This is a genomic window from Asticcacaulis sp. AC402 (genome assembly GCF_000495835.1).
Classification (GTDB): domain Bacteria; phylum Pseudomonadota; class Alphaproteobacteria; order Caulobacterales; family Caulobacteraceae; genus Asticcacaulis.
The window spans coordinates 1-206 of sequence record NZ_AWGC01000096.1; the positions used below are offsets into that span (position 1 = coordinate 1).

Below are 206 nucleotides of genomic sequence, written 5' to 3' on the forward strand. Positions count from 1 at the left end.
GCGGGATCTCGATCTTTTCGAGGAGGCTTTGCAGGACGTTGTCGACCGACTGACCCTCGATTTCCGCCGAGGGCGACAGCAGGACGCGATGACGCATGCACGGCTTGTACAGGGCTTTGATGTCGTCGGGCAGGACATAGTCGCGGCCGTCCAGGGTGGCGCGCGCGCGCGCCGCCCTGGCCAGCAGGGCGCCGGCGCGCGGGCTG

Annotated in this window: 1 pseudogene; it reads right to left on the bottom strand. The window is 68.9% G+C overall.

The window, feature by feature from the left end:
• Positions 1-206: pseudogene (locus tag ABAC402_RS0121170) on the bottom strand (magnesium chelatase); the annotation flags it as partial.